Here is a 20,098-nt window from a genome sequence, read left to right as displayed (position 1 = left end):
ATGTTGGAGGCGGGCGGTCTCGCAGCTTTGATCTGCGTCAAAGCTGCAGGATCATTGCTGCGGGACGATGCCGATGCTCTCCAGCGCCTCGTTCCAGAGCCTGCGCACCTCGGCATGCCGCCGGTCGAGCGCTGCGCTCACGACGTCCCGGACAGGAATCAAATCCGGCCCCTTCAGGAACAGGATCTGCGCCTGCAGCAACCGACCGCTCTCGAACTCGATGCGGCGCAGCGCCGTCACGAAAGGATCGTTGGCATTGGCCTCCGTCGGCAGCAGGGCCGCGGGCCGGATCCCGGCGTGAACGGCGTGCGCGAGGATGGCGAGCTGGACCGCCTGCGCGCGGACGTGATCGGCGATGCCTTCGATCGGTGCCGGGAGCCAGGCCATCTCCCAGGACGCGGCCATGGGGCCCAGCGCCAGATCCGGGACCCAGGCGGTCGCACGCATCAGAAGCGAAACGATCTCGCTCTCGCGATAGAGCTGGGCGTTCAGCTCGGTCTGCCAGGCGGCGTCGAACTTCGCGGGAAGGGCGAGCGCGAATTGCCGCGCCAGCGCGCCATGGGCGGAGAGCAGGAATGCGGAGACCCGCGACTGTTGACGCGGCGGGACGCGGCCGTCAGCTTCCAGCGGTCCGAAGAAGGCACTCATGTTGCCGCCCTCGGCACTGGGATCGCGCGCAGATGGTCATAGCCGACGGGAAACGGAGAAAAGTCTCCGCCGGCCTCGTCCGGCGCGATCAGGACCTGCTTGTTGCCGTGCCAGCGGCCGGCCATCACGTCCTCCGCAAAGCGCGCCAGCAGGTCGGCCGTGAGGGCCGCCTTTTCGAGCGTGAAGGCGTGATAGGCCCTCGGGATGATTACGAGCGCGCTGTCGGGAATCTCGACCCGCAGGGTCTCGTGCAACGCCCGCGGCGTGAGGAAGTCGAACTCGCCGTTCAGGATCATGGTCGGGACGGCGATGGAGGAGAGCTGCGGCGTCAGCGGCTTGAAGTCGAGAAAGGACTCCATCAGGTTCTGAAGCGCGTAGACGTCGTTCACCAGCCAGCCCTGCCGCTTCACGCTGTCGAGCTTGTCCAGCAGCGGCTTCAGCCATTGATCCGAGAGGTTCATCGGCAGCAACAGATCCTGGAGATAACTGGTGCCGCCGAGGATGAGGCCGGTGCGCAGGGCATTGCCGATCAGCAGCAGTTGCGGCGAAAGCTCGGCAAAGCAGCTCATCGGCACGAGGCCGGACAGCCGCGCGCCGTGCTCGATGGCATAGCGCAGTGCGATCAGTCCGCCGAAACTGATGCCGCCGAGAAAGACCGGACCGTCGCCGAGCTCGCCGATCAGGCGATGCAGCACGGCGACGTGGTCGTCCTGGTTAATGAACAGCGCGGGCTTGTCGGAGACTCCCTGGCCGAGCAGATCGAATGTCGCGACGCGAAAGTGCCGAGCGATCAGCGCGTCGCGATAGGCGCCCCAGAGCTCGGAATATTGTGTGAGACCGTTAACCAGCACATAGGCCGGCGCATCCGCAGGTCCGTCGAGCTCATAGCGGATCCGATATGAGCCGTGACTGAGGAAGGGCATTGCGGGCACCGGCCGGGTGATGATGGCCGCGATCCTCGACGCGGGCGCGGAGATTCCATTGAGCTAAATCAAGCCTCCCGGGGGCACCCAACCTAGCGTGCGCGCAAAACACCGCTAAGAGGGAGGTCGCCATGACCGGGAGAAACGCGCTCAAGCGTTGCATCGTCAGCCTGATCGTGTTGCTGGTCGGCACCGCGCTTGCGGTGGCGCAGCCGTTCACGCGACGCTCGTCGCAGATGCAGCATGACGGTCTCAAGAAGACCTATGAGATCGCCAATTTTCGCCTCGGCGGAAAGTACGACCTGGCCGATCCCTCGAAATGGGAGAATGGTGGCGAGGGCGGCGTGACGCTGGAGTCGCTCGGCGGCGGCAAGCTGCGCACCGGCTACATCGCGATCGGCAACGCGCGGCGCAACGCTGCCGGCGAGATCACCAACGCCGTCGTGATCAACTCCTATTATTCCGGCGATTCCACCGACATGTATGAGCAGTGGGTCAAAGGCGCCGCCCTGTCAGGCGGCGTCCCGGTCATCGGCCCTGGCCGGCCGATCGACACCGACCGCTACTACGTCATCATGGTCGATCCGCTCGGCACCTGGGGTGCGAGCAAGCCGTCCGACGGTCTCGGCATCAAGTTTCCGCAGTACAGCTACTACGACATGGTGCAGGCGAACTACCGCCTGCTGCGCGACGAGCTGAAGGTCGCGCGCGTCGCGCTGGTGACCGGCGTCTCCATGGGCGGCACCCAGACCTATGTCTGGGGTGTCATGCATCCCGAATATATCGGTGCGTTGATGCCGATCGGCGGCACCACGCAGTCCGATGGCGAGGATCCCGTCGGCAACTGGACGTTCCAGATGATGACGGCCGCGATCCAGGGCGATCCGGTCTGGCAGGCGACCAAGGGTGACTATTACAAGCTGCCCAAGGAGAAGCATCCGGTGCCGGGCGTGGCATTCGGCTGGTCGATCCTCGGCATGACGGGCTATGACTTCGCTTTTCGTACGACCCAGAACTGGACGGCCGTCCAGCCCGAAATTTTCTACTGGGACCCGCCGAACGAGAAAGCCGGCTTGAACGTCACCAACCGCGCCAAGCTCTATGACGCGGTCGATCTGGTCTGGCGCAACCGGGTGGGCGAGACGCACAACGTCAATCCCTATCTCGGCCGCATCCAGGCGCGCACGCTGGTGATGCACATCACCAATGACCTCTGGCTGAACTTCAAGCTCGCCCAGAAGGCGGTTGATCGCGTGCCCGGCGCGGATCTGATCGCCGAGGAAAGCCCGGTCGCCCATTACGGCGTGTTCCCGCTGATCAACAATCGAAAGAACGATCCGAAGTTCGTCGCGTTCATGGACGACGTTGCGAGCCTCGATCGCGCGCAGAAATTCGTCGACAAGAATTACCGCGTGGCCGACGTCGCCCAGAACATCGATCCGAAGAAGTCGTTCTGGAAGGCGTACGTGACCTATCCCTATCCGGTCAAGTTCGGCAATGCCAAGGACAAGAGCGGCAATTCCTGGGAAGTCGGGTACATGGACGAGTATGCCGGCGCCGACAAGGATCCGAAGGTGCTCGTCATCATCCACGGCAAGGGCGCCTTCGGCGGGCACTACGGCAACATCATGCAGTATGCCTTGCGCAGCGGCCTGCGCGTGATCGTTCCGGACCTGCCGCATTACGGCATGTCCGGGCCTGGCAATCTCGACAAGAGCCCCGCGCGGACCATGCAGGACATGCGCGAGGTCATCTACGATCTCGTCGTCAATCAGCTTGGCGTCAAGAAGGCCTATTATCTCGGCCACTCGCTTGGCGGTCAGTTCGTGGTGGGCTACGCGCTGACCTGGCCCGATGCGGTGCAGGGCCTCGCCCTGGAAGCACCCTCCGGCCTCGAGGAATATCCGCGCGAGATCACCATCGCCAAGGACAAGAAGGCGCCTCTCTTCGCCGACGGCCTCGGTCGTGATTTCGACAAGTGGAAGCAGGTCTGGGACCAGACCGGCATCCTCGCGGCAGAGAAGGCGCGCGATGAGCAGAACATCCGTGACTTCTTCTATTTCAAAAAGCGCGATCCGAACACCGGCGCGGTTTCGGCGGCCAAGAGCGGGTACTTCTTCAGCGACAGCGAATATGCCCGCTTCCACACCGAGCAGCGCGTCGGGCTCACCAAGGGCAATCCGAAGGAGCTCGAGCAATGGTGCAACGTCTTCATCTTCGACATCTACACGATCGGAGCGGAGCTTCAGCAGGATGATCCGAAGAACCTCTATGAGCGGGTCACCCAGATCAAGGCGCCGATATTCCTGTCATTCGGCGACAAGGAGCCGTTCATCCCGACGCCCGCCTTCAACGGGCTCACGGACCTCGGGCGCGACGTCATCACGCCGTTCATGTCGCGGATGACCAATGCCGGCAACCGGCCGATCCTCAAGATCTATCCGGAGACCGGACATTTCATCCATACGGATAACCCGGTCGAGTTCTCCGTCGATGTGGTGGACTTCGTCACCAAGGGAACGGTCGACACGTCGTCGCCGCTCGGCACCGACCGCATGATCCGGGGCGCGGTGGCATCGGCGCTGCCGGTGGCGCCGACGCCTCCCGGCGCGGCGCCGACGGCGGGCCTCAACAAATAGGACGCGCTGATGCCACGGGTGCAGGCAGGCGAGGTCCAGCTTGGCTGGCGAGAGTGGGGAGAGGGCGACGTGACCGTCGTCTTCATCCATGGCAATCTCGCCAGCAAGGACTGGATCGAACTTGCCGCGCCGCTGTTTCCAAAGGGGCTGCGCGTCATCGGCCTGGACTGGCGCGGGTGCGGTGACAGCGACCGGCCGAGGCCGAATGCGAACTATTCCAACTATTCCATGCAGCAGCATGCCCAGGACATGCTGGCGGCCCTCGACACGCTGGACATTGGCTATTGCCATCTCGCGACGCATTCGACCGGCGGCATCATCGCTACGCGCATGCTGCTGATGCAGCCGCAGCGCTTCGGGCGCGTGCTCGCGCTCGATCCGGTGACGCCGCTCGGCATGGCCTTCAATGCCGACCAGATCGGCCTGTTCCGGTCGATGATGACGAGCAAGGCGTTGACCCGGACGGTCATGGCAACGGCGGCCTCCTCGCTGTTCGTGCCGGAAAGCATGGCGCCGAATGCCGTCCCGCGCTTCCGCGAAGGACTGGGCGAGATCGAGGCGCTGTTCGACCGCATCATCGACCAGACGTTTGCCGTCTCGGAAGGAATCTGGATCGGGACCCCCGTCAACCTCACGCACGAAAGGGAAAGCCGCGAGCTCGAGCGCCGCATGCCGGAACTGAGGCATCCGCACATGGTGCTGTGGGGTGAAAGGGACGGCTGGATTGCGCCGGACGATCTTCGCGCGATGGCCAAGGCGATGCCGGATTGCCGTCTCGTGATCGTGCCCGGCATCGGGCATTCGATGAATCTCGAACGCCCTGCGCTCTATGCCGGCTATTTCGGCGGCTGGTTCGGAGGATTGCCTCCCGACACCAGTTCTTGACTGATCCTACAACAAGGGCGGCCCTGGCGCCCTCTCAGGCCAGCGCAAGGCTTGCCATCATCAGGCCGATCGCGGCGATCCAGCCGCCAAGTGCGCGGACGGCGATGGCGCGCCAGGATGTTGCGCTGTCCGAGTTCGTTCGCTTGAACACCGCGGTCAGCGCCATCGTCAGGGTGATGGCGGCGTAGCCGACGCAAGTCAATCCTGCAGCGAACAGCAGCCGGTCGGTTTCGGGGGCGAGGTCGGCGCCATTCGCGGCGCCCCGTATCACGGCGACCGCGAAAGCCATCGCGCAGAGCAACATTGTGGGCACCTGCGCCGCTGCGGCGAGCAGCAGCCCGATTGCGAGCATCATTGCCGCGTCCGCAAGCTGTGTGGAAGCCGCCCCGAAGACGTGCCCGAGCAGCAAGCCGATCAGCAGTCCAAGCGGAAACACGGCGATGAGCCAGCGCCCCTTTGCGGCTCCCAGCGTACCCGCCAGCACGCCGGTCGCGGTCCAGAGAACGATATCCTGGAGATCGGTGAGGGGATGCACGACACCCATGTAAAAATCGCCGAGGCGGGCCGCCACGATATGCGCTTCGGCGGCGCTTCCGCCGGCGACCAGCATCGCTGCCGCGATCAACAGGCGCGCAGAATTTAGCTTCATGCGAAGGCTCCGACGCCTTGCGCAAGGAAATAGCAGCCGATGGCCGCGATGCCGGCCCCAAGTCCCTGGATGAGCCGCTCGCCGGCGGGCCAGCGCGTCAACGTGCCGATCGCGATGCCGCACAGATGCAACAGGCCGGTGGCGATGACAAAGCCGACGCCATATGCGAGCGCATTCGCCGCACGCGGTAGCTCGGCGCCGTGCGCATGCCCGTGAAAGATCGCGAACACCGCGACGACGAGCGCGGCCGCGGCAAAGGGCAGGCGCAGCCGGGCGGCAACGGCAAATCCCAGGATCACGGCGGAGACCGCAATCATCACTTCCGGCATCGGGAGCGGCACATGCAGCACGCCCAGCACTCCGCCGATCGCCATGACGAGGGGGAATGTGATCGGCAGGATCCAGATGGCCGGCGCGCCCAGCTGCGCGCCCCAGATTCCGACGGCCACCATTGCGATCAGATGGTCGATGCCTGTGACCGGATGGAGCAGGCCGCTGACGAGGCCACCTGCCACGCCGGCCTGCTCATGCGCGAGGGCCGGTTGCGTCAGCGTGAGCGAAACGATCGCGGTCGTGAGGGGGAGGGGAAGGCGCAAGGACATTGTGTTGGGACTCTCGCTCAGATCACCGCGAACACGCGCACCAGACGGCCGAAGAACCAGAACATCGACACCGACCCGATCAGGTAGGCCGGAAGCGCCTCGCCCCAGCGCGGCACGACCGCATCGAGCCGTCGATGCGCCCAGATCAGGGCGAGCACGAGCAGCACGAAGGCGAGCTGTCCGATCTCCACGCCGATGTTGAAGAACAGCAACGCTGCCGGAAGCAGGCGGCGTTCGAGCCCGAGTCCCGCCAGCGCGCTCGCAAAGCCGATACCGTGCACCAAGCCGAAGCTGAACGCCACGATCCAGGGATAGCGCGCGGTGAGCCCGATCTCGCCGCGCTGCTGCTTGACGATTTCCACCCCGACGAAGGCGATGCTCAATGCGATGCAGGCGTTGAGCGGTCGTTCCGGCACGCCGATCAGGCCGAAAGCTGCTGCGGCCAGCGAGGCGCTGTGTCCGATCGTGAAGGCCGTGATGGTCTTCACCAGACGCCAGCCGCCGCCGACGATCCAGATCAGGCCCAGCACGAACAGCAGATGATCGGCGCCGAGCAGGATGTGATCGATGCCGTAGTTCACATACGTCCTGGCAAGCTCGAGCCACACCTCGAGTGTTGGCGCGCCGGTGCCAAGGACGGAGACGATCGGATTGGCCGTCGAGATCGTGTAGCTGCGCGGTTCGCCCTCGACCGGGATGACCTTGATCAGGACGACCGACATGTTGGAGCCGAGATTGGTGATGGTGATCGGTCCCACCAGCCCCTTCGCGCCGCAGTTCATCTCGGGCAGGCGGAGAAAGCAGTGCGGCGGCACCCGCAGGTCGACCCGCGATGCCCCAATCGAGGGCTCGATGCTCCAGCGGCCGACGAAGGCGCCGGGCCGGACCTCGCGGAATTCGAGCACGCCCATTGCCGCTTCATGCGCACTGACGGCCGATGGCCGGATGAGTACGGCCAGCGCCAGCATCAAAGCCAGCAGCGCCAATCGCAGATGTCCGATCGCCCTCACGGCTCGTACCGCACTTGATAGGACGCCTTGAGCCGCTTGACCGCTTCCCAGGCCAGCTTGCGGGTCTCGTCCGTATGCCAGATCCTGGCGACCTCATCCCGAACCTTGTCGAGGCTTGCGAGATTCCCCGGGCGCCGGGAATCCAGCCGGGCGACGTGCCAGCCGTCCTTGGACTGCAGCAGCCTCCATTCGCCCTCCGGCATCGTCAGCAGTTGATCGCGGAAGCCTTCGCCGAAGGCTGCGGCGAGACTCTCGACCGGCCGGGCGAGGATGGCGCGCGTGAGATGCTGCAGTTCTTCGGACTCGCGCTGCTGGACGATGTCGTCGAGCTGGCGTTGCGCCGTCGCTTGGTCGGTGGGCGGAGTGATGTAGAAGGAGACGCGCTCCGGCTCGTCGAAGCGGGCGTGATTTTCCGCAAACCAGGCCTGCAGCTGTTCGTCGGTGGGACGCGGGACGCGGATCTGGTCGAAGATCAGCAACTGCATCTTGAAGGCAATCCGGTCGCGGATCGTCTCGTCGCCGCGGTCGACGCCGAGCGCCTTGCCTTCGCGGTAGAGGATCTCGCTCGCGACCCAGCTGTCGATCATCTTCTGGAGCTGCTCGCTCGACGGGGCTCGTTCCTTGTCCTCATCGAAATTGTCGATGAAGGATTGACGCATCGCCTTGGTGACTGTGATGACCTTTTCGTCCTTGGCGGGCGGATGCAGCACGGCGTCGATGCCGAAGATGATTGCTCCGAGCAGGGTGAAGTGCAGCAGGGGTTCGCGCGACAGTCGTACAAGCGCCGAGACGAAGGAGCGCGACGGCTGCGTGGCGCCACTGACGACATCGGCGACCGGGCCCGAGCCTCCCGCGTGCGATATCGGAAAGGACTGCACTTCAACTGGTGTCGCCGGCATTGACATATGGTTGTCACAAATCTCGCAGCACGCACCGCCGCTCGATGCGGCAGAGCATCTCAACTGTCATCTTCACGCGACGCGGAAAATGCAACGGACAAACGCTGGAGGCAAGATGCCTCGTGGAAATTGCCGATCTGCGTGCGCCGAACATAAATCCTTCACGAAGCTGTATCGGAACTCTGGTCATGTCGCCGCGCGCAGGGAATCCGTTCACGCGGTCGGGGCAAGAGAGTCCTCGAATTCCCAATCTCTGTTGTTTCGCGATATCCGACTTGAATAAGGGGCGATAGATGTTTCCATCTGGCAAGACGATCCTGTTGACCGCCGCATCGGCATCATTGGCGTTGACACAGAGCGCTACGGCCGAGGAGTTCGGTCGGGGCGAGCGCCGCGGCAATCCTTACGTCGCCGGCGACATGCACAATCACAATACTTGCACGGATGGTTCGGTTGCGGCCGGGTACACGATCGACCGCGCAGTCGGGCGGGGTACGGCGTCGGCAGGTGGCAACAATTTCGACCTCGACTGGTTCACGCTCGGCAACCATGGCGGTTCCGGCAATCGCGACTGCCGCTTCAGCGACACCAGCGCCAATATTCCGGGACAAACCACGACGACCTGGAGCCAGACGCTCGGCCAGACCATCGACGGGATCACCATCAGCAGCCTGAAGGGCACCCCGAACGGCTCCGGCACCGGCGCGCAGATGTGGCGCTGGCAGTCGATCCGCGAGGTCGAGTATCCGACGATCGTCAATCGCTCGGCGCGCTACGACAAGGTGCTGATCGAGGGTCTCGAATGGATCGCGCCCGGCCATGAACACGTCGACGTCGCCGTCATCACCGGGCAGCACCCGATGCACCCGAGGAAGGGGCCCGGCAACGCGGACAAGATGGCGGAATTCGAATACCGCTTCGACCGCGCCGACACCGATGCGATCGGCCCCGTCATCGACGCCGGCGGCAACCAGCTCTGGCCGGGCAAGGACAACGTCAACAACACCGGCACGGCGGGCCACCAGAAGGCGCTCACGGGCATCAAGTGGTTGCAGGCGAACTACCCGCTGCACTCCTACGTCATCCCGACCCACACTGAGCGCCAGGGCCCGTTCAGCACGACCGCCAACAAGGGCTACAACATCGAGCACTTCCGCGACTTCAACAATGCAGGCCCGACGGTTGCGTTCGGCATCGAATCGCCCGGCCACTTCGCGGAAGGCGGTGCGAATGGCGGCTCCGGCTCGTACACCTCCAACGCGGTCGGCGGCGGCACCTACGGCATGAGCGGCATCTACACCGCGAAGGTCGGCGGCCTCTGGGACGGACTGCTCGGCGAAGGCCGCAACTTCTTCATGTATGTGAGCTCGGACTGGCACAGCCGCGGTGCGGGCGGTGCGCGCGACTCCTTCACGACGGCCGACTTCATTCCCGGCGAATACACCAAGCTTTATGTTCCGAACGCCGGACGGTTCTCGTCGCAGCACGTCGTCGACGGCATGCGTTCGGGTAACTCGTACTCGGTCAACGCGGACCTCATCGGTCCGGATCTGGTGTTCCGCGCCAAGACGCGTGGCGACGACTGGAAGACCATGGGCGAGACCCTGGTCGTGCGGCCCGGCGAGAAGATCACGGTCGAGATGGAGCTGACCGTCCCGCGGGAGAACAACGCTCCCTACACCTTCAACAACCCGCTGCTGGTGCCGGTGGGCATCAAGCAGCCGCTGAACAAGCCGTCGCTCGACCACGTCGATCTGATCACCGGCCAGATCACCGGCGTCGTTGCGCCTAACGCGCCCAATTACGCGGTGGCGAATGCCGCGGGCACGGCCGGCGCGTCGATCGTGTACAACCCCTCGGCGACCATCGCCCGGCAGATCCCCGCGACGCAGATGCATCGCGAGCATCGGGGCGATCGTGACGGCGTGCGGCTGCGGTTCACGACGACGTTTACCGCGGGCACCAAGCCGTTCTACATCCGCGCGCGCGGAACCAACATTCCGAACGGCACTCCGAACGTCAGCGATACCGCCGGCAATCCGCTGCTCGATGCCAACAACGCGCAAGTCAGCTGCGTCGATCCGGCATGCCCCGCGCATCTGGAGACGGTGAACGGCGCCAAGAAGGTGACCCACGACGTTCAGGCCTATTCGAACGTCTGGTTCTACGCCAACCCGATCTTCGTCCGGCCGGAAGGCTCGCCGAAGCTCCTGGTCGAGACCAATGCCGAGCTGGCGCGCCGGCTCGGGCAGCGCGCTGAGCACGACCATCACGACCACGACGATCATCATCACGACCACCACTGGTGATGTGAGGCCATCCGGCGGGACGCATTTTGCGTCCCGCCGTACTCGTTTTTGACGCGGGCTGTTGCTGCCCGGAACGACCGACATGCATCTCTTTCGTATCACCGTCTGCGCATTCGGGCTGCTCGCCGGCCTCGGCTGCGCAGTGGCCGCCCCCGATGCTGCCGCTCCCGCCTCGGAGGAACCGACCCGGGACGATTGCAATGCTGCGGTGGCGGAAGCGCGGGCTTTGGCGACCGCCTTGCCGCCCGATCATCTCTCGCGGTACTTCGCCGAACGGCACCTGCACCAGGCGCTGGTCGAAGCCGGCAATGGCGAGTTCGACGAATGTCTCGACATGGCCGCGCGTGCCTCTAACGAGGTGCGCGAGCGGCGCCACGAACTGCGGCCCGGCGAGAAGCTGAAAGTGCTCCGGGCCGACGAGTAGCAGGACCCGAGAATTTTGCAGATCCTGCATGCTGTCATCGCAGTGTCATCTTTGCCCGCGCATTGTCTGCCCGCGTTTCAAGAACAGGGTGACGTTGCGACATGGATCAGATCGAGCCGCTTTTCCCGATTCCCCTGCTGCGCTCGCCCGGGCTGCTTCCGCCCTCTCTGAACGAGGCCGCCGTGGCCGCGATCCGGAACACCCGGATCGAGGGCAATCTGCGCTCGGGCCAGCTTTTCCACACCGAAGTCGCCGATCCCCGCGACAACGAGCTGTTCCGCCAGATCGCCGAGCTTGCCGTCCCCAAGCTGGTCGATTTCGGCGTCCTGCTGTTCGGCGAAGAGCTGCGCTGGACCGTCAAGGAGATGTGGACCAACATGCTTGAGACCGGCGGAAACCAGACGCTGCATTCCCATGCCAACAGCTTCGTCTCCGGCATCTTATACCTGACGCCCTCGCACCCGGCCTGCAAGACGGTCTTCGTGCGGCCGCCCGGTGGCTTCGACTTCTCCTTCCGCCACCACACGCGCGAAGCCGCCATCGGACCCTTCAACGCGGGCAAGTATGCCTTGCCGGAGGCCGAGCCCGGCGATCTCGTGCTGTTTCCAAGCTACCTCTACCATGAGGTGCCGAGGAACCAGGGCGGGCAGAGAATCACGATCGCCTTCAACGCGATTCCAGATCATCTCGACTGCTGGGGCTATCGCGTCAACTTCGCGCCGTGAGGCCGGCGGATCACTCGTTTCTGAGGCCGAACTCGCGCAGCAGCAGCTCCCGCGCTTCTGGCCTGGAGGGCGCCGTCTCGTTGATCTTGCGCAACAGGCGAGCGGCCGCTGCGCGGTCCGAGCCGATCAGCGATTTCGCCATGCCCATCAGCGGCCCATAAGCCGGATCGAATTCGGGGCTCAGGCGAAGCGCGTCGATGAGGCCCGGGGAGGCGGCATCAATAAGGGCGGCACCGCGCGGATCGCCGGGCAGCGACGCGCCGGCCTCGAGAAAGCGGTTGCGCGCATGCCAGTACGCTGTGAGGCGCGCGCTCAACGCATCGCGCCCGGCGCCGCCAGAAAAGAGTTCGTTCGGATCCGGCTGAATCTCCTTCATAACCGCAAGCAGCAGCGACCAGGGTGCTGCCCGGAGCGCACGCACATTCCGCCGCGCATCGAACGTCACGAACGGATAATCATCCGTATTGCGCGGGCCTTGGCCGGCGAACGCAGAGAGGGCGCGTGGGCCTCCGACATACTGGCCGAGCAGATCGATCGGTGCCTCGAACCCCAGCGGCCGCACCACCTTCGCGGTCGCGGGATCGTGCAGCCGCGTTTCCAGCGCATCGACATCGAGATGGCCGCCGTCGCGTGTTCCGATCAGCGCAAGCATCGGGGTGCGGACGCTGTAGTGGTTGAGCCAGGCGACGCCGTCGGGATAGACGTCGAGAAAGCCGCGGATGATAGCGCGGAGCGAAGGCATATCGAGCTGGTAGAGCGGCAGCCATTGGCAGAAGATGCCGCCTGACGCCAGTCTGCGTTTCACGGCCGCGAAATGCTCCACCGTATAGAGCGCGCCGCTGCCATCGAGCGCGGGGTGAAACAGGTCGGCAATGATCACGTCGTGCTGGCTCGTATCCGCCGCGACGTAGCGGCGGGCGTCCGCCACGGTCAGCCGCGGTGCCGAGGCCGGCTGCGGATCGACGAACCAGGGCAGCAGATCCACCACTTCCCGCGAGAGCTCGACGCCGCGCACGCTGACACCAGGCATCTGCGTTCCGCCGACCATGGTGGCGCCGGTGCCGATGCCGAGGAACAAGGCCCGATGCGGTGCCTTGTGAAGCAACAGCGGCAGCATCGCCTGGCGGTAGTCGGACCGCGTCGAGCTTGTTCCGCCCATGCGGAAATGACCGTTGACCTCGAGGTAGCGTGTACCTGCCGCGTCGTCGACCACACTCGCCGTCGCCATCGGACCTTCGCGGACCGCGAGCAGCGCGCCACCCGCGGGCACGCGCGTCAGTGTTGGCGCAGGATTGAGCCACAGGAGAAGTGCGCAGATCGCCGGTGTGGCGGACCACAGCAACGCCGAGCGGCAGGGCGGCAGCAGCAGCAGATACCCGACTGCGACGGCAAGCAGCGCCGTCCAGGCGCCAAAGGCCGGAATCAGGAATTGCGCCGCCAGCAGCGGCGCGATGCAGGCGCCGAGACTGTTGATGCCGACCGCCGATCCGACCGAGCCGCGCTGATCGCTCACCCGTTGCGCCAGCAGGCCGAACAATGCGCCCATCGCGGTCGCGGGGACCAGGAAGAGGGCTATCGCCACCGCGAGTTCGCCGAAGACATCCGCGGCCGATGCGCTCTCGACCAGCCGGCCGGCATAGGGCGCAGCCGCAGCAGTCGTGATGCAGGCGAATGCCGTTGCGGCGAGCAGTCCGCGGAGATTTCCATCATTCGCATCGCGCCCGGTCCGCTGCCAGAGCAGGCCGCCTGCCGCGGTGCCGAGCAGATACGCCGCCAGTAGTCCTGCGAAGGTGTAGACGGTATCTTCCATCACCTGTGCGGCGAGCCGGACCACGACAACCTCGAAGGTGATTCCGAGCAGTCCCGTGGCGAACAAGGTGATCGTGAGCCGCAGGTCGCGAATTCGTTCGGGCCGCGGCTGTTCGGCATCGGCTTTGTCCGCTGCCGATCCGAGCGCAAGTGCAGCCAGCGCGCAGAACGCATTGATGCCGGCGAGGCAGAGCAGCGTTCCCGAAAATCCGAGCGCCGGGATCAGCAGGAATGTGGAGGCGAGCGTGCCGGCCAGAGCCCCGGCCGTATTCGCCCCGTACACGCCGGCCGTGACGCGCGCCTCGCCACGCGCGTGCCGCGTCATCCGCTCCAGGGCAGCCAGGGTTCCGCCCATGGCCATCGTTGCGGGGAGCAGCGCAAGCGTCGGCAGCGCCAGGCTGCCGGCCCATAGCAGGATTGGAGACGGTTCGGTCCCGAGCAGAGGCGGCAGGGCCCGCCCGGCCGCCGGCAGCAGCCACACGCTGATCAGGCCCCAAACGGCGATGACGGCTTCAAGGATCGCATAGACGCGCCATGGCGATGTCGCACGGCGGATCAGCCGATCGAGTGCGAACGCGCCAAGGGCCAGGCCGCCGAAAAATCCGGCGATGACGCCGAGCACCGCCATCATCTCGGTGCCGAGCGCAAGGCTCAACTGGCGCGTCCACACGATCTCGTAGCCGAGGCCTGCAAAGCCCGACGCGGCCACGATGGGGACGAGCGCCCAAGGGCGAGCAGCCTGTCCGCGCATCGATGCGGCCGTGCGCGCAAACCGCTCTGCCGAGGCAATCATGGTGACGTCCGGCTCAGATTGCATTCCCCTCACTCCTGCTTCGAACGCGACCGGCTGGGCGGTCGGAGCCGGGGTCTTGCGTCAGCCGAACTCGTGCTCTCGGTTCATCAAAGCATCCGCTCTATGTCAGATTTTTTCAGGATTTATGACGGCCGGCGCAGGTTGTTTCCATGCCAGGCCGCAAGCCGCTGCGATCAGAATCTCGCCGCCACCGTCAGCCGCACTGCAAGCGGCTCGGCCGGATGGACGTGACGATCAGCGACGCCCTCGATGGGCTCTCCCGGCAAACGCGACAGATAATAGTACTCGATCTGGTTGGTCTGGGCGTTGAAGAGGTTGAGCACGTCAAGTTGCACCCGAACGCCGTTGTCGAAATTGTAGCCGGCGCGTGCATTGAAGATCAGCGACGACCGCGAACGGACGCTGTCGTCCTCGATCAGCGGGCGCGGGCCGAAATAGCGCGCCTTTAGCGCGCCGAACCATCCGGTGTCGCCGCCGAGTGTGACCGCGCCACTAGCCACCCACGCCGGCGCGCCGGGGATGCGGGCGCCGGCCGGATCGAAATCGGTGAAGCGTGCATGGGTGTGGGCGACATCGAGATCGACCGTCATCCACGGCAGCGGCTTGTACTGGTTCGTCCACTCGACGCCGACACGGCGGCTGGGGCGGCTCGGCTCCGTGGTGCCGGCGTCGCCGACGAACAGCAGCTCAGAATCGAAGTCGAGCACGAAGACCGCGAGCGAGCTGGTGAGGCCCTCGATCGGCTTGGTGCGGATGCCGAGCTCTGCGCCGCGCGAGCGCACCAGCAGCGGCACGCGGTCGAGCGGCGTCACCTTGTCGTTGGGATCGACCGTAATTGTCGCGCCGCGGATGTCGTTGCTGTGCAGGCCGTAGCCGGCATTGGCGTAGAACTCGGTCCTGTACCACGGACCGAGCACGAGGCCGGCCTTCGGGCTCGCCATCGACGCCTGCGCGTTGCCCGAATTCTGCGGTGTGTCGCTGAAGACGTGTCCGGCGAAGACATCTTCGCGGATGCCGACCGTGGTGCGCAGCCAGTCGGTCCAGCGCGTGGTCGTGTCGGTCCAGAGGCCGACATTGCCCTCCTGCACGCGGTCATCGCGCACGGTCGAGAGCCAGTTGCGCTGCTCGGTCTTGAACAGGCCGACATGGATGTCGTCGTAGCGGCTCTGCAGGCCGACGCGGGTTTGCGATTCGAGGCCGGCAAAGCGCCAGTCGAACGCATGTCGGGCATCGACGCCGCCGAACGTGCGGCCGTCGAGCTGGCTGAACTGGTCGCCATTGACCGGGTTGTCGAGGAAATAGGTGAAGTTGTTGAAGAGCCGCAGGTCGGAGCGCACGACATAGGCGCGGACATTGGTCTGGCCGTAGTCGCCCGACTGCGCCCAGCTGCCGGACAGGCTGTACCGGCTGGAGGTGCCGCCATCAGTCGGGTCGAGAGTGCCGAGGCGATCGATCAGGCCCTGGTCGATCGCGCGTTGCGCAACCTGGTCGGTGGAATTCCAGCCATTGGAATAGGCCATCGCCGTCAGCGTCAGGCCGTCGGTCGCCGTGCCCTGACTGTAGCGCAGCACGCCGTTCAGCTTGCGGACGTCGTCCGGCGATCGCCACGGTCCGTCATATTTGGTGGCTTCGAACGCCGCCAGCAGCGTGCCCGCACCGACCGAGTTCGACGTTGCCGCCAAGGCGCGGCCATAGCCGAAGCTGCCGAAGGTCATCTCCGCGATGTTACGCGGCAGCTTGTCGACATACTCGATCGCCACGGCGCCCGCGGACGCGAAGTCGCCCTGGTCGGCGAAATACGGTCCCTTGCGCACGTCGACGGACCGGATCAGCTCGGGGATCAGGAAATTGATGTCGGCGTAGCCTTGCCCATGCCCATGCGTCGGCATGTTGACGGGCATGCCGTCAACGCTGATCGCGAGATCGGTACCGTGATCGAGATTGAAGCCGCGCAGGAAGTACTGATTGGCTTTGCCTTCGCCGGAATGCTGCGTGACGATCAGGCCGGGCACGACCTCCAGCGCCTCGCCGGGCCGCGAGAACGGGATGGCGTTGACCTCCTTGCCGCTGATGCGAACGGCGCTGGCGGAAGTGGGCTGCAAAGCGGGCGGCCCGGCGGGTGCCGAACCGGCCGCGCCGCCGCCTTCGGTCGAATTGTCCGTGCGGACGGCCGTCGAATGATTGCGCGTAGCTGCATTTTTCGGCGGCTTCTTGCGGGCGAGCCGTTTCGGAGGCTGTTGCTCCTCCGCCGCGACGGTGACCGGCGGTAGCTCGGCGGCCGCGACAGCGCTGCGCTCCTGCGCCGCAACCGGAAATGCACACAGGGCGGATGATGCAGCGGCCGAAAACATCCGCAACAAGGTCCCACGCACCACCACGTCTCCGCACCACAGCCCATTCAGCAACGCCACGCTCTAGCAGGGGAGTATGACGATCAGGCAACAATATCATACTGGAGCCTGGGGCCGGAGTCGAGGTGCGATGACGGGACCGCAACAGGCCGGGGAAACATCGGGGAGGTCGCGGTTGTTTCGCACAAGTGTCACATCGGCGGCCGATAAGCCTTGCTTCCCTCGGTGGTTAGTGCCTGGCGAGCCGCTTGTCTCGCCCAAGCTGGCCGCCGGCCTCCTTGACCGAGATTCTTGCGCGTTGCTTCCGACAGGCCGATGACTGGGAACATGAGAGGGCACAAGGCGGCGCGGCTTGTATCGATGGGGTTGGTGCTCGTGCTGGCGCCTCTGCTCGACGTTTCCGCATCAACCTCGGCGCTGCCGGCGGACTTCCCTGACATCGACGTTCCCGGCTTCAACGGACCGACGTCCAGCCTTGGGGAGTCCCCCACAAGTTTGGCACCGGTCAGTTCTGCGGCGCCATCGCGGTCTCCGGTCAATCGGGAGGCGATGCGCGGCAATCCACTCTGGGCAGTCCCACTCGCGGCGCTGACGGATACGAACGAGCGGCCGATCTTCTCGGCCTCGCGGCGGCCGCCGTCGCCACCCGCGATTTCGGAGGCTGCGTCGAAAGCGCCGCCTGCGCCGCCGAGCCCGCCGCCGGCCGAGTTGCGGCTCGTGCTGGTCGGAACCGTCGTCGGCGGCGATCAGAGTGTCGGCATTTTCGTCGACGAGACCAGCAAGGCCACGCTGCGCCTGAAGCTCGACGGAAACTACCAGGGCTGGCGGCTCAGCTCAGTGCACCAGCGCGAGGTAACGATGGTGCGCGGTGAGCTGACCGAGACGCTGACATTCCCGAAAGCGGGCGGAGCTACGCCCGCGACGGGAACAGCGATTGCGGAAAGTGCGGTGAAGCGCGGCAGCTCGCACACAGCTCAGTACGACTGAACGAGGCACCCGCTTGTTCGAAGGATCTGCGGCTTAAACCCGAAACACCTGCCGGGGCGCGCGCGTCAGACACTCATACCCGGTTGTCGTGACGAGCACCGTCTCGCTCAGCGCGATCCCGTCGGCGGAAACATACATGTGGAACACCATGCCTTCCTCCAGCGTCCAGTCGACGTTGGGCAGGAAGACGCGTGAGAAGTCGCTGGTGCGCGGCGTGTGGGCCGGATAGCAGCCGAGCGAATAGCCGGTGATGTTGGGGTAGTCCGGCCGCAGGCCGTCGGCGAGCATGGCATCCCTCGCGAGTGCGTCGATATCGGCGGCTGCGGCGCCCGGCTTCATCGCTTCGAACTGCCGGTCCTGGATCTCGATCAGACGGCGGGAGAGTTGCGACCGGCGCGGGCCGAGGTCGCCGATGACGGCAGACCGCATCAGGCGGGCGCTGTAGCCGTCGATATAGGGCAACAGCTCCATGTGCAGAACGTCGCCTTTGGCGAGCGGCTGATTGGTGAGCCCGCCGTGCAGGAAGGCGTTGCCGACGCCGGCGGTGATGATGCCCGCGCGTGCCGCGTCGGCGCCCTCCTGCATGAAGACCTGATAGACGGCTGCCGCGGCGTCGCGGGCCGACCGGCCTTCGCCGGCCGCCTTCACAGCGGCATCGATGCCGAGATCGCCGATTGCGGCGGCGCGCCGGAGCACGGCGATCTCCCTTGCGCTTTTCCTGGCGCGGAGCGATGCCATCACGCCGGAGAAGTCGACAAATTGCGCGTCCGGCAACTGTGCCGACAAATGCTTGAAGCGGGACAGCGGCATGCAATAGGAATCTTCATCGAGCCCAACACGGCCCGTCGCATGGCCGAGGCTGCGGACGGTATCGGCGAGGACCTCGATCGGGTCTTCCCAATCGGCGAAGGCGACGGAGCGCTCAAGCCATGAGCTGTCGCTGAACGGGCCGAGGTCGACGGCGCGGAGGATCATGATCGGCTCGCCATCGCGCGGCAGCAGGCAAGCCCGATACATGTTCTCCGAGATCAGGAAGCCGGTGAGATAGGCGAGAAACTCGCTCTGGTCGATGATCAGGACATCGAGATTTCGTGCCGCCATCTGCTCGCGCACGCGCTTGACGCGCGCGTCATATTCGTCGATCGGAAACAACATCGTCATGCACTTTCAATGGGATCAAATGCGCGCTCGGAGCGCAGCTATCGGCAGATCTCCAGAATGGCGAGCATGTAGATGCGGATCATATCGACGAAATCGACGATATCGACCCGTTCGTCGGGCATGGTGTTGTAGCGACCGCCGGGACCGCAGACGATGCCTTCCATCTTGCCGAAATAGTGCAGGTGACCGGCATCGGTGCCGTAGAAGCAGCTCGGTGCGACGGGCCCGGTCGGCTGGTCTTCGCCACGCACCGTACGATAGGCGCGGTTGATCGCTGCGACGATCGGGCTCGTACGCGCCACCTCGAATGGCGGCATGGTCGGCACGCCGGAACGATCCTCGGACATGATCTTGGCTTTGAGGCCGGGAAACCGTGCTTCGAGTGCGTCGAGCTCGCGACGCATGTCGGCCAGCGCGCCGGCCTCGGTCTGGCCCGGCGCATAGCGGCCCGAGCCCTTGATCCGCACGAAATCCGCGACCTGCGGCGCGCGCCATTCGTGCAGCTCGCGGCCGAGCGCGCCGTGGACGACGCCGACATGGACACGGTTGATTCCCTCGTGCTCCGGCGAGAGGGTGCCTGAGAATTTCATCGCGTTGAAGCGCGGAATGAGGTCGCACGCCGCCGTGATGGCATCGACGGCCTCTTCGCGCTTGGACAGGTGGCGGGTATTTCCCGTGAGCTCGATGATGAACATGAAGGCCGCCGCATGCATGGTCATCGCCTTCAGGTCGGTCGGCTCGGAATTGATGAAGTAATCGGCGCGAAGTCCTTGCTCGACCAGCGAGTAGGTGCCGACCCCGCCTTGCAGCTCGCCGACGACGTAGGTGAGGATGACGTCACCCCGGAGCTTGATGCCGGCGTCGATCAGCGTCTTGACGGCACAGAAATAGGCGGCGTCGCCGGCCTTCATGTTGGAGACGCCGATGCCGTAGATGAAGGCGTCGTCGACCTTGCCTGCCCAGGGATCGACGGTCCAGCCCTCGGTCACCGGGTTGGTGTCGAGATGGCCGTTGAACATCAGGCTCTTGCCGCCGCCGGTGCCTTTCCAGCGACCGACGGCGTTGACGCGTCCCTCGTCGCCGAAGGGCGTGAGCTCGCTTTCGAGGCCGATCTCGCGCATGCGGCCGGCCATGAAGGACGCGAGCTGCTTCTCGCCTTCCGACTTGGAGTAGCTCTTGTGCTGCACCATGCGCGACAAGAGTTCGAGGGCGGCGGGCACGTCGATCCGGGCGAGAAGTGCGTTGTGATCCATGGAAGCAAAT

At 65.2% G+C, this 20,098-nt stretch carries 16 protein-coding genes; 6 read left to right on the top strand and 10 right to left on the bottom strand.

The window, feature by feature from the left end; genetic code table 11:
* Window positions 1-51: 51 nt before the first annotated feature.
* Complete coding sequence (locus QA649_RS29710) at window positions 52-648, bottom strand: hypothetical protein (RefSeq protein WP_283020304.1); 597 nt, start codon at window positions 646-648, stop codon at window positions 52-54.
* Complete coding sequence (locus QA649_RS29705; RefSeq protein ID WP_283020303.1) at window positions 645-1,571, bottom strand: alpha/beta hydrolase; 927 nt, start codon at window positions 1,569-1,571, stop codon at window positions 645-647. The genes QA649_RS29710 and QA649_RS29705 overlap by 4 nt, the downstream gene beginning before the upstream one ends.
* A gap of 131 nt (window positions 1,572-1,702) precedes the next feature.
* On the opposite strand from QA649_RS29705, the gene QA649_RS29700 reads away from it, so the two are divergent.
* Together QA649_RS29700 and QA649_RS29695 are read left to right on the top strand one after the other, a co-directional pair.
* Window positions 1,703-4,210 (top strand): alpha/beta hydrolase, encoded by a 2,508-nt coding sequence (locus tag QA649_RS29700; RefSeq protein ID WP_283020302.1) that lies wholly within the window; start codon window positions 1,703-1,705, stop codon window positions 4,208-4,210.
* A 9-nt stretch (window positions 4,211-4,219) separates the two neighbouring features.
* Window positions 4,220-5,095 carry an alpha/beta hydrolase gene (locus tag QA649_RS29695; protein ID WP_283020301.1) on the top strand — a complete coding sequence of 292 codons (876 nt, stop codon included), beginning with the start codon at window positions 4,220-4,222 and terminating at the stop codon, window positions 5,093-5,095.
* Window positions 5,096-5,129: 34 nt separating this feature from the next.
* Here QA649_RS29695 and QA649_RS29690 read toward each other — a convergent pair whose 3' ends face one another.
* The 4 genes from QA649_RS29690 to QA649_RS29675 are packed head-to-tail and all read right to left on the bottom strand — an operon-like array spanning window position 5,130 to window position 8,255.
* Window positions 5,130-5,744, bottom strand: coding sequence for a HupE/UreJ family protein (locus QA649_RS29690; protein WP_283020300.1), 615 nt, complete (start codon window positions 5,742-5,744; stop codon window positions 5,130-5,132).
* Entirely contained in the window at window positions 5,741-6,346 is a 606-nt protein-coding gene (locus QA649_RS29685; RefSeq protein WP_283020299.1) for a HupE/UreJ family protein, read from the bottom strand. Before QA649_RS29685 ends, QA649_RS29690 begins: the two co-directional genes overlap by 4 nt.
* A 17-nt stretch (window positions 6,347-6,363) precedes the next feature.
* Window positions 6,364-7,314 carry a HupE/UreJ family protein gene (locus QA649_RS29680; protein WP_283026132.1) on the bottom strand — a complete coding sequence of 317 codons (951 nt, stop codon included), beginning with the start codon at window positions 7,312-7,314 and terminating at the stop codon, window positions 6,364-6,366.
* A 38-nt stretch (window positions 7,315-7,352) separates the two neighbouring features.
* Entirely contained in the window at window positions 7,353-8,255 is a 903-nt protein-coding gene (locus tag QA649_RS29675) for a peptidylprolyl isomerase (protein WP_283020298.1), read from the bottom strand.
* Between the two features lie 293 nt (window positions 8,256-8,548).
* Here QA649_RS29675 and QA649_RS29670 point away from each other — a divergent pair, with 293 nt between their 5' ends.
* From QA649_RS29670 to QA649_RS29660, 3 genes are all read left to right on the top strand, one after another.
* Window positions 8,549-10,564: a hypothetical protein gene (locus tag QA649_RS29670; protein ID WP_283020297.1), complete on the top strand. Its 2,016-nt coding sequence runs from the start codon at window positions 8,549-8,551 to the stop codon at window positions 10,562-10,564.
* Between the two features lie 82 nt (window positions 10,565-10,646).
* Complete coding sequence (locus QA649_RS29665; protein ID WP_283020296.1) at window positions 10,647-10,988, top strand: hypothetical protein; 342 nt, start codon at window positions 10,647-10,649, stop codon at window positions 10,986-10,988.
* A 101-nt stretch (window positions 10,989-11,089) separates the two neighbouring features.
* On the top strand, window positions 11,090-11,713 hold the full coding sequence (locus QA649_RS29660) for a putative 2OG-Fe(II) oxygenase (protein WP_283020295.1): 624 nt from the start codon (window positions 11,090-11,092) through the stop codon (window positions 11,711-11,713).
* A 10-nt stretch (window positions 11,714-11,723) separates the two neighbouring features.
* Here the strand turns inward: QA649_RS29660 and QA649_RS29655 are convergent, their stop codons facing one another.
* Together QA649_RS29655 and QA649_RS29650 are read right to left on the bottom strand one after the other, a co-directional pair.
* Window positions 11,724-14,273, bottom strand: coding sequence for a spermidine synthase (locus QA649_RS29655; protein WP_283026131.1), 2,550 nt, complete (start codon window positions 14,271-14,273; stop codon window positions 11,724-11,726).
* Window positions 14,274-14,509: 236 nt separating this feature from the next.
* A complete protein-coding gene (locus QA649_RS29650) occupies window positions 14,510-16,687 on the bottom strand; it encodes a TonB-dependent receptor (RefSeq protein ID WP_283026130.1) in 2,178 nt (725 codons plus the stop codon).
* A gap of 327 nt (window positions 16,688-17,014) precedes the next feature.
* Between QA649_RS29650 and QA649_RS29645 the strand changes: the two genes are divergently transcribed.
* A complete protein-coding gene (locus QA649_RS29645; RefSeq protein ID WP_283020294.1) occupies window positions 17,015-17,674 on the top strand; it encodes a hypothetical protein in 660 nt (219 codons plus the stop codon).
* 33 nt (window positions 17,675-17,707) lie between these two features.
* Here QA649_RS29645 and QA649_RS29640 read toward each other — a convergent pair whose 3' ends face one another.
* Both QA649_RS29640 and QA649_RS29635 read right to left on the bottom strand, forming a co-directional pair.
* Window positions 17,708-18,835, bottom strand: coding sequence for a Xaa-Pro peptidase family protein (locus QA649_RS29640; protein WP_283020293.1), 1,128 nt, complete (start codon window positions 18,833-18,835; stop codon window positions 17,708-17,710).
* Between the two features lie 38 nt (window positions 18,836-18,873).
* Window positions 18,874-20,088: a M20/M25/M40 family metallo-hydrolase gene (locus tag QA649_RS29635; protein ID WP_283020292.1), complete on the bottom strand. Its 1,215-nt coding sequence runs from the start codon at window positions 20,086-20,088 to the stop codon at window positions 18,874-18,876.
* Window positions 20,089-20,098: the final 10 nt, after the last annotated feature.

It is taken from the genome of Bradyrhizobium sp. CB1717 (assembly GCF_029714325.1).
Classification (GTDB): Bacteria; Pseudomonadota; Alphaproteobacteria; order Rhizobiales; family Xanthobacteraceae; genus Bradyrhizobium.
This window is presented reverse-complemented; position numbering and strand designations above follow the sequence as displayed.

Excerpts from the sequence above, each read along its gene's own strand:
- QA649_RS29675 (WP_283020298.1), bottom strand. The coding sequence starts at position 8,255 with ATGCCGGCGACACCAGTTGAAGTGCAGTCCTTTCCGATATCGCACGCG.
- QA649_RS29680 (WP_283026132.1), bottom strand. The coding sequence starts at position 7,314 with ATGCTGGCGCTGGCCGTACTCATCCGGCCATCGGCCGTCAGTGCGCAT.
- QA649_RS29635 (WP_283020292.1), bottom strand. The coding sequence starts at position 20,088 with ATGGATCACAACGCACTTCTCGCCCGGATCGACGTGCCCGCCGCCCTC.
- QA649_RS29695 (WP_283020301.1), top strand. The coding sequence starts at position 4,220 with ATGCCACGGGTGCAGGCAGGCGAGGTCCAGCTTGGCTGGCGAGAGTGG.
- QA649_RS29660 (WP_283020295.1), top strand. The coding sequence starts at position 11,090 with ATGGATCAGATCGAGCCGCTTTTCCCGATTCCCCTGCTGCGCTCGCCC.
- QA649_RS29640 (WP_283020293.1), bottom strand. The coding sequence starts at position 18,835 with ATGACGATGTTGTTTCCGATCGACGAATATGACGCGCGCGTCAAGCGC.
- QA649_RS29665 (WP_283020296.1), top strand. The coding sequence starts at position 10,647 with ATGCATCTCTTTCGTATCACCGTCTGCGCATTCGGGCTGCTCGCCGGC.
- QA649_RS29650 (WP_283026130.1), bottom strand. The coding sequence starts at position 16,687 with ATGTTTTCGGCCGCTGCATCATCCGCCCTGTGTGCATTTCCGGTTGCG.
- QA649_RS29690 (WP_283020300.1), bottom strand. The coding sequence starts at position 5,744 with ATGAAGCTAAATTCTGCGCGCCTGTTGATCGCGGCAGCGATGCTGGTC.
- QA649_RS29655 (WP_283026131.1), bottom strand. The coding sequence starts at position 14,273 with ATGCGCGGACAGGCTGCTCGCCCTTGGGCGCTCGTCCCCATCGTGGCC.
- QA649_RS29670 (WP_283020297.1), top strand. The coding sequence starts at position 8,549 with ATGTTTCCATCTGGCAAGACGATCCTGTTGACCGCCGCATCGGCATCA.
- QA649_RS29685 (WP_283020299.1), bottom strand. The coding sequence starts at position 6,346 with ATGTCCTTGCGCCTTCCCCTCCCCCTCACGACCGCGATCGTTTCGCTC.
- QA649_RS29710 (WP_283020304.1), bottom strand. The coding sequence starts at position 648 with ATGAGTGCCTTCTTCGGACCGCTGGAAGCTGACGGCCGCGTCCCGCCG.
- QA649_RS29705 (WP_283020303.1), bottom strand. The coding sequence starts at position 1,571 with ATGCCCTTCCTCAGTCACGGCTCATATCGGATCCGCTATGAGCTCGAC.
- QA649_RS29645 (WP_283020294.1), top strand. The coding sequence starts at position 17,015 with ATGAGAGGGCACAAGGCGGCGCGGCTTGTATCGATGGGGTTGGTGCTC.
- QA649_RS29700 (WP_283020302.1), top strand. The coding sequence starts at position 1,703 with ATGACCGGGAGAAACGCGCTCAAGCGTTGCATCGTCAGCCTGATCGTG.